Source organism: Streptomyces sp. NPDC001852, from assembly GCF_042891825.1.
Taxonomy (GTDB): domain Bacteria; phylum Actinomycetota; class Actinomycetes; order Streptomycetales; family Streptomycetaceae; genus Streptomyces.
In genome coordinates, this window is sequence record NZ_JBIATN010000059.1 from 20,077 (window position 1) to 28,208 (window position 8,132).

General features: G+C 67.7%; 7 protein-coding genes. 5 read left to right on the top strand and 2 right to left on the bottom strand.

What is annotated here, in order from left to right:
• Positions 1-107 precede the first annotated feature (107 nt).
• Positions 108-1,016 carry a LysR family transcriptional regulator gene (locus tag ACFYZB_RS45020; RefSeq protein ID WP_388767695.1) on the bottom strand — a complete coding sequence of 303 codons (909 nt, stop codon included), beginning with the start codon at positions 1,014-1,016 and terminating at the stop codon, positions 108-110.
• A 52-nt stretch (positions 1,017-1,068) separates the two neighbouring features.
• Here ACFYZB_RS45020 and ACFYZB_RS45025 point away from each other — a divergent pair, with 52 nt between their 5' ends.
• Positions 1,069-2,271: a nuclear transport factor 2 family protein gene (locus ACFYZB_RS45025; RefSeq protein ID WP_388767700.1), complete on the top strand. Its 1,203-nt coding sequence runs from the start codon at positions 1,069-1,071 to the stop codon at positions 2,269-2,271.
• Between the two features lie 83 nt (positions 2,272-2,354).
• Here ACFYZB_RS45025 and ACFYZB_RS45030 read toward each other — a convergent pair whose 3' ends face one another.
• The gene (locus tag ACFYZB_RS45030; protein ID WP_388767696.1) at positions 2,355-2,480 is read right to left on the bottom strand and encodes a hypothetical protein; all 126 of its coding nucleotides are present in this window, start codon (positions 2,478-2,480) and stop codon (positions 2,355-2,357) included.
• A 650-nt stretch (positions 2,481-3,130) separates the two neighbouring features.
• On the opposite strand from ACFYZB_RS45030, the gene ACFYZB_RS45035 reads away from it, so the two are divergent.
• From ACFYZB_RS45035 to ACFYZB_RS45050, 4 genes are all read left to right on the top strand, one after another.
• Positions 3,131-4,138 (top strand): glycosyltransferase family 2 protein, encoded by a 1,008-nt coding sequence (locus ACFYZB_RS45035; protein WP_388767697.1) that lies wholly within the window; start codon positions 3,131-3,133, stop codon positions 4,136-4,138.
• Positions 4,139-5,805: 1,667 nt separating this feature from the next.
• Positions 5,806-6,867: an alpha/beta fold hydrolase gene (locus ACFYZB_RS45040; RefSeq protein WP_388767698.1), complete on the top strand. Its 1,062-nt coding sequence runs from the start codon at positions 5,806-5,808 to the stop codon at positions 6,865-6,867.
• Positions 6,868-6,955: 88 nt separating this feature from the next.
• Positions 6,956-7,150, top strand: coding sequence for a hypothetical protein (locus tag ACFYZB_RS45045; RefSeq protein ID WP_351214895.1), 195 nt, complete (start codon positions 6,956-6,958; stop codon positions 7,148-7,150).
• 77 nt (positions 7,151-7,227) lie between these two features.
• Positions 7,228-7,788, top strand: a complete 561-nt coding sequence (locus tag ACFYZB_RS45050; RefSeq protein WP_351214897.1) for a CGNR zinc finger domain-containing protein — start codon at positions 7,228-7,230, stop codon at positions 7,786-7,788.
• Positions 7,789-8,132: the final 344 nt, after the last annotated feature.

Sequence of the window (8,132 nt, forward strand, 5' to 3'; positions counted from 1 at the left end):
CGTTTGCGGCGAGACAGTATGAGAGGGCGGAAAGTAAGCTTTTGTCCCTTCTTCTTTGGATGTGGAGCGGGCGTTCAGGCCAATGGCGAATCGTCCGTTCCAGTCGGTCAGTGTGCGGCTTGGGCGGTACGAACTGAGCCGAAGGTTGCCGCCAGCTGGTCGAGCAGGGGCGTTGCGGATGGGTGCGGGTCGCGACGTGGTGTGATCGTGTAGATGCCGCGGGTGGGGGGATCGATGAGGGCCACTGTGGTGACGTCGGTCCGCAGCGCGCGTGTCAGTACTCCGGGTATGAGGGCGATGGCGTGGCCGGTTGCGACCAGGGCCATCTTGCCGGGCAGATCGGCCGCAGTGAGGTCGATGCGGGCGGTGGTTCCGGCGCGGGCGGCGTGCTGGTGCAGCAGTGCTGCCGAGCCGTCGTTGTCCTCGACCCAGGTCTGGTCGGCCAGTTCCTGAATGCGTACCGGCCCGTGCCCGGCTCGTGGATGGTCGGCGGGCAGGACGACGACCATCTCGTCCATCCCCAGGAACCTTCGTTCGATATGCGGGTCATGAGGCAGCCCCGGTGGCGCATCGGTGACGACGGCGACATCGAGATCGCCGGCTATCACGCGATCGTGCAGTTGTGCGCTCAGCCCTGGCAACAGGCTCCACTGGAGGGGGCCGGCTCTGTCCAGCAGGCGGCGGATCGCCGTGGGCACGATCCCGGCGGCCAGAGACGGCGTCGCGCCGACCGCCAGAGGCCGGCTGAGCGCTCCGTCACGAGCGTCCCGTGCGGCACGCACGGCGCGGTCGGCTTCGTTGACCGCGAGATGGGCGTGGCGACGGAACACCTCGCCAGCGGGCGTGGGACGCACCCCGCGCGCATGCCGCTGCACCAACGATACCCCGAGCTGGCGCTCCAGCCCGGCGATCTGCCGGGAGACGGCCGACTGTGTGTAACCGAGTTCGGCGGCCGCGGCCGACAGCGACCCGAGCCTGCACACCGTCACGAACGTCCGCCACGCAGTCAACTCCATGGCCGCAAGTATGCCTGGGCTCTATGCGTGTCCCGCATAGCTGACCTGCTGGATCTGCGCTTGTCGCAGGAACCCCGATGCCGCCACGGTAGGACACATGACCACACCGCGCACGATCGCCGTCCTCGGCCTGGGCCGCATGGGCGCCGCGATCGCGACACGACTCGCCGACCACGACTGGGACGTCATGGGTTGGACACGCTCCGGGCGCCCGGCAGGCGCTGTTGAGACGACCAGGGATCCGAACGACGCTGTGGCGAAGGCCGACGTAGTACTCCTGGCGTTGTTCGACGGCGAGGCCTGCCAGCAGGTCGTCGACCGAGTCCGCGGCTCGCTGCGACCGGACACGATCCTCCTGAACACCAGCACCATCGCCCCCGCCGAGGCGTCGGAGCTGGCCCGGCAACTCGGCCCGTCCTACGTCCACGCCCCCGTGCTCGGCTCCGTGCCGGCGGCCGCCGCCGGCACCCTCCAGATTCTCACCGCAGCTGACCAAGGCGCGCTCGACCAAGTCCACCCAGTCCTGGAAACGCTTGGCACGATACGACGCGTCGACGCCGCCGCCACCGCCGCCGCACTCAAGCTGATCGCCAACAGCAGTCTCGCCGGCGCCGTTCTCGCGCTAGGTGACTCACTGCGGCAGGCCGATGCCCTGCGGCTGCCCCGCGCCCAGGTGCTGGACGTACTCGAACTCGGCCCGCTCGGCGGGCTCGTCACCCGAAAGCGAACCTTCCTCACCGGCGAGCCGACCGCTGCCACGGCCGAGTTCACCATCGGCGCGCTGGCCAAGGACATGGCACTGCTGGCTGCCGCGTCAAACACCCCTCTGCACAGCGCGGCCGAACTGGCCGACACTCTGGCCGACCCCGAGGCCGACATCGCCGTTGCCACCACGGTCCCCGCCGTGGGTGACGCCGTGCTCGATCCGCTACGTGCCTACATCCTCGGACACGCCACCGGCGACCCCATCCACTTCCGCGACGCGTTCCTGCCCACCGCCCACATCGAGGGAATCCGGGACGGCGCAATCGTCTCCTGGCGCCTGGACGAGTACTGCGCTCTCTTCCACGGCCGTCCCGCCCCGGACGAGCCGACCCGGCACCGCCGCATCGACACCGTCGACGTCCACGGCACCGTCGCGACCGCAACCATGACGCTCTGGCACGGCGCGGACACCTTCACCGACATCTTCCTGCTGGTCCGCACGGACGACAGCTGGCGCATCGCCAACAAGGCTTACCACAGACACTCCTGAGAGGGCGGTGGGGCCCACGAGGCGATGCCCGGTTTGCCTTTTCGGCCGAGCTGAGCAGGCTGGTTGCGGGCTCGCTGAAAGGGCTATGGCCGTGGCAGGGCGAACAGGCCCTGCTCGGTCTCGGCCAGGACTCCCCGCTCGGCGAGCCGCTTGAGCTTAAGGCGGATATTGTTGATGTTGCTGGGCGCGATCTCGTCGCGATCAGCCACCCCGCACTACCGCCGCCCCCGCCGCCGACCGCGCAGATGGGTCTGCGTGAAAACCCGGGCGCTCGCCCCAGTGGCCAAGCCGACGGTGCCAGCCCCAAGATCGACCCGCCCAAGTTCAAGGTGGTCGCCACTGTGGCTGCCGCTGCCGCTGCCGCTGCCGCAGCCCAGGCAGGCCACCAGCCGCTCGCCAACGGCGGAACTTCTGCGGCTGCCGCAAACGCACTGGCCTCGCTCACCGCGGCGTTCTGCACCCTGACCGGGGCATGCACATCGCAGGACGACAGCAGGAAGTCGGATCGCTGCGACACCGGAGCCGGGTTCACCGCACCTTGAGCTGCGACCTGATTTTCGTAGAGTCAGGTGATTTTGTTTCAGGCGGACTGCGGGGGCTGCTCCTGGCTCTGCCGGAAGTCGCGTTCGTCAGCAGCAGGAGATCGAGCACAAACGTGGTGATCTTGTAACGATGGGCCGCCCCCTGTGACACGCAGCACCTGGGGCGCGCTGAACACAGTGACCCGGTCGGGATCACGCCGCCTGATCCCCGGGGGGAGGTACGCGGGCGGCATCAAGACAGGAGCGCGGCCCGTTTACCCCCCGTGGCGGGCCCGCCCCCTGTTCGTCTCCCAGCATTTAGAGCGGAGTTCACGCCGATGATCAGCGTCATAGTCGCCGCGTACGACCTTCAGGGACAGCTGGGGGTCTGCCTGAATTCGATACTGAACCAATCCTTCCGGGACGTGGAGGTTGTCGCGGTCCTGGACCAGTCTGCTGAATGCCCTGCGGGCTTGGTGGATGACTATGCTCGGCGGGATGGGCGGGTCTCGGTCGTGCGGCTGACGGGCGTCGCCAGCATCGGCCGGATACGCAACGCGGGGGCGGAACGCGCCGCCGGTGACTACCTGCTGTTCCTGGACAGCGATCACATCATCTCGGGTGAAACGCTTCAGGCGATGGTCGATCGGCTGCAATCGGCAGACGAGCCGGATGTTCTTCTCTTCGGGCACACTCGCCTCCATCGCGGCCGCGCATGGCCCGGTGCCGCCGCCGGCCTGCTTGCCCGGCAAGGACGTGAGCCCTTCGCCTCGATGGACCAGCCCGAGTTGTTCGGTGCTCCCGCCTACTCCTGGGACCGTTTGGTCCGCCGCGACTTGTGGATCCGGCAGGAACTCGCGTTCCCTGACGGTCTCCACGAGGAGGTCACAGTCGTCCACCGTGCCATGCTCGCCGCCGACCGGGTCGCAGTCCTGAAGTGGAACTGCGTCCAGATCCGCCGTCGGCACACTCAACACCCCGCAGGCTCACCGGGCGGCACCCACTTCGACGTCTTCGGCCGGTACGAAGACAGCTTCGACTTGCTCGAGGAGCGCGGCGCCCTGGAGGTTGTGGCTCCCTTCCTCTTCACTCGTATGATCCGTCACTACCTCTTCCTTCTCAATCTCGAGGGATGTCTCTCCCGCTCCGAGCGCCCGCAGTTCTTCCAACGCGCCAGCGAGCACTACCGGCGGTTCCTCCCCGACGGCTACGAGCACCCCGAGGGTCGGGAGGGTGTCAAGTTCCAGCTCGTGGCGAGCGGGAGATACAGTGCGCTGGAGGCCGCCAGTCTCCCTCAGCGCGCGCGGAGTTTCGTCTCCCGGGGCGCCGCCGTCCGCGGACGGTAGCCCCAGGCTGGGTGACTTCGGCCGTTACTGCCGCCGACAGAGCGGCGCCGCATGTAGCGCACCCTGCGCGGCCGGGGCAGCGCGTCCACCCAGATGAACGCATACGGTCCGGCTCCAGCAGCCGGTTGCGAAATGCGGTGGCCTGCTTGTCCAGGTGCCGGGCCATGGACGAGACCTGCGACTTTGTGTGATGGAGCGGTAGTTCTCCTGTAGTTGGGTTGTTGTGTCCTGGTGTTCTGTATTTGTGGTGGGGATTTGAGGGGTGGGTGGGGGTGGTTGTCGGTGGTCTTCTGGGGTGTTGTGGTGGGTGTTCGGTTTGGTTGTTCGGGGCGTTGAGCAGGGGTTTTGTCGGTGTGTGGGATTGATCTTGGTGTTGTTGTCGTTGGAATGGTCCGTCTGTAGGTAGTGCCGCAACAGGCAACGTTCGCCCCATCGCAACACCGTGCACGCACTCTCGCCCCACCGGCCGAAAGCCCAAGTACGTCCAGTGCGAGGGCTTCCGGCCGGCACGCCGAGAGCACGCACCGGACGCCGCTCCTTGACGGCAAACGTTGCCTGCCGCGGCAGTAGCTGTGGGGCGTGGTCGTGGACGGGGCCTGGTTATTGGCGTGTTCGGTTGAGGTAGGTGTGGAGCGGGTCGCTTGCGGGGGAGAACCGGGGGTGAGGGTGTCAATCCCCGGGTTTCGTAGAGACGTTGGTTATGCGGCCCGGCCTTCCTGATCGGTCCGGGCTCGTGCTTCCTGGATGATCCGTTCGAACTCGACGGGTGGCTTCCCGTAGGCCGCGCTGTGACGGCGTTTCGTGTTGTAGAAGTCCGCGATCCACGTCGCGGTCTTCAGCCGGGCCTCGGTGCGGGTGGCGAAGGTGTGCCGGTGGGCGTGACCCTGGTCCGGTCGACATTGCTCCTGAAGGCGTAGGCGTCCGCGGAAATGCCGGTGGTCGTCACCGCCGTCCTCGAACGCGATACCCCCGCCGATGAACGTCCGACCTCGTTCCCGTAACCTGCCACGAACTTCCGTGTCGGCTCAGGCTGTTGATCCTGCCCGCGCCCCAACGCGACGCTGAACGCGTCCTGCCCCGGTCCCAACCGGTGCAGCCGCCACCGGCACCGAGCCCGCCTGTGATGGCACACGTGCGCGCAGACAGCGTGGCGTCGTGTACAGGTCCTCACTCGACAGTGGTGGTGTGGACGGTGAACCGGGATGTTGCTGCGCGGGGCCTTGGAGCAGGGGCAGATCCGATGGGCGGCGGCACCGGGAAACAGGCTGCCCGGCCCGCCGGGAACCGTTGCTCGGGCTTGGTGGCGTTGTCGGCGCCACAGTTCCTTCGGGATGGCCAGAGCGCAGAAATCCGTCGTCGGCCGCGGCCGCCGTGTGCGGCCGTCTCCGTCGACGCGAACGACGGCTGTGTGTCCGACTGTCATGACTGTCTCCACTTCGTTGATCGAACGTTTTGACAGGGCACCCTCTTGCATTGCTGTTCCAGGCGGTGATCCACGTAGTGGATGACCCAGGCATTGTCCGTCACTTGGCGGATGTCAGCAGCATGTTGCCGCGGAGACAGGGTTTGGACCAACAGATCTGCGTCACCTGCTTGACTGGTGACGCTTCTCATGTAACAGTCAGTCGTGCCGCAAGCCGGCACACCTGAAAGCGCGGAGGATTGACATGATCAGCAGGCGTGGCTTCAGCAAGGCCTTTGGAGTGGGCACCGGCGCGGCCGCCGTTTCACTGCTCCGCCTGCAGGGCACGCAAACCGCGTCCGCCGCCCCCCGGAGCGCATCCCCGGCGCCAGCCGTTCCCACGGTCACCCCTGGCGCGCACACCACGTTTCCGCGGCTGAAGCAGATCAGGGCCGGCCTGCTGGACGTCGGCTACGCCGAACTGGGCCCCGCCCACGGTCCGGCGGTCATCTGCCTGCACGGCTGGCCGTACGACATCCACAGCTACGCCGACGTCGCCCCGCTGCTGGCGGCGGAGGGGTACCGGGTGATCGTCCCGTATCTGCGCGGCCACGGCACGACGCGTTTCCTCTCCGAGCGGACGTTCCGCAATGCCCAGCAGTCGGCCATCGCCCTCGACATCATCGCCCTGATGGATGCCTTGAAGATCGAGGGGGCCGTTCTGGCCGGCTTCGACTGGGGCTCGCGCACCGCCGACATCATCGCGGCGCTGTGGCCCGAACGCTGCAAGGCTCTCGTGTCGGTGAGCGGATACCTGATCACCAACCGCGAGGCCAACCTGAAGCCGCTGGCACCCAAAGCCGAGTACGCCTGGTGGTACCAGTACTACTTCGCCACCGAGCGGGGCCGGCTCGCCATGGAGGACAAGACCCTGCGTCACGACCTGACCAGGCTCGTATGGGACACCGTCTCCCCGACATGGGACTTCGACGACGCCACGTTCGAGCGCACGGCGGCGGCCTTCGACAACCCCGACTATGCGGCCATCGTCATCCACAACTACCGCTGGCGGTTGAGCCTCGCCGACGGCGAGCGCCGCTACAACGGACTGGAGAAGCAGCTGGCCACGCGGCCGGTCATCCAGGTGCCCACCATCACCCTGGACGCCGAGCGCGATCCCTTCACCCCCGCGGGCAACGGCGCCTCCTACCGGGACAGGTTCACCGGCACGTACGAGCACCGCACCCTGACGGGGATCGGCCACAACGTGCCCCAGGAGGCACCCACCGCCTTCGCCCAGGCCGTCATCGACGTGGACCACTTCTGACGCGGCATCGTCAACCTTGGTCGCCCTCCTGACAGGAGGACCAAGGGGGGAGCGGGCCCATTCCGCCCAGACCGAACGGAGTTCGACCATGGAAAGCCAGAACATCACGGACACTGCCGCGGCGGCACGCCGAGCGCGGTTCGGCACGTTGCCCGAGCGCATCCGCTACGAGGACATGGTCGAGGAGAAGACGGCTACGCCGAACGACCCGACGCGGTACGCCTACGACCCTGAGGGATCGTGGATGTCCTTCTCCTGCCTCGCCGCCGACCTGGGCCTGTAAGCCGGAGTCGTCGAGCGGACACCGCGGACAGATGACGAATCTTGCAAGGCACGGCAGTAACCGGTCAGGATGGTGATGTGAACCTCGACCATGTCTTCGTCTGCGGAAACCCGGCACTCGACTTCGCCGCGACGCTCCGGGCCCGCCGCTCGGTGCGCTTCGAGATGTTCGCGACGCCGGACAGGCTGGACGCGTGGTACGTGGAGTCCGGCATCGTCGACGCGGTCTCCCCCTGTGGGGAGGCCGACGTCGAGCAGGCGACCACCGTACGGGAAGCCGTCTACCGGCTGGTCACCGCCCGCCGGCTGGGGGAGGAGTACGACGGTGCGGCACTGACCGTGGTGAACAACGCCGCCCGCAAGCCGGCCGCGGTGCCGCAGCTCACCCCGGCGGGGCGATGGACGCAGGCGACACCGGAAGAGGCCCTCTCCACGGTGGCGCGGCACGCCGTCGAGTTGCTGAGCGGGCCGGACGTGCCCCTGCTGAAGGAGTGCGGCAACCCCGAGTGCACCCGCACCTACATCGACCGCTCGCGCGGCATGCGCAGGCAGTGGTGCGGGATGGAGTCCTGCGGCAACAGGATCAAGGCGGCCGCCTACCGCGCCCGCAAGAAGACCACGCCCGCGGCGTCCCACTGACTCGACCTCCGTCGTCGGCCAAGGCGGCCCGAGACGATGCGCTCCGTACGGCAGCCTCGTCTTCCGTCTCCGCCGCCCCGCGGAGGTGTTCGATACCGGTGTCGGACTCCGCCAAGAGGCGGATTCGGCGGTCGGTGGCGCCCGGGAGTCTCCTCGGCGAGACGGCGGCTGCATAGCGGATGATCCCTGTGCGCTGGTAGCCGTCGGCGGGTGCGGTGTTGAGGACAGCGGTGACGATGAGCTGGCCAGGCGGGGGGGGTGCCTCTATGTCCTTCGTCAAGGCTGAGTGGTCATGCGGTGGCTGCTTCGGGGGTGCGTGGTTCGTAGAAGGTGCCGTCGCGGAG

What these genes read in the sequence shown, in the direction of transcription:
- ACFYZB_RS45020 (WP_388767695.1), bottom strand. Translation starts at nt 1,016, where the DNA reads ATGGAGTTGACTGCGTGGCGGACGTTCGTGACGGTGTGCAGGCTCGGG.
- ACFYZB_RS45035 (WP_388767697.1), top strand. Translation starts at nt 3,131, where the DNA reads ATGATCAGCGTCATAGTCGCCGCGTACGACCTTCAGGGACAGCTGGGG.
- ACFYZB_RS45040 (WP_388767698.1), top strand. Translation starts at nt 5,806, where the DNA reads ATGATCAGCAGGCGTGGCTTCAGCAAGGCCTTTGGAGTGGGCACCGGC.
- ACFYZB_RS45045 (WP_351214895.1), top strand. Translation starts at nt 6,956, where the DNA reads ATGGAAAGCCAGAACATCACGGACACTGCCGCGGCGGCACGCCGAGCG.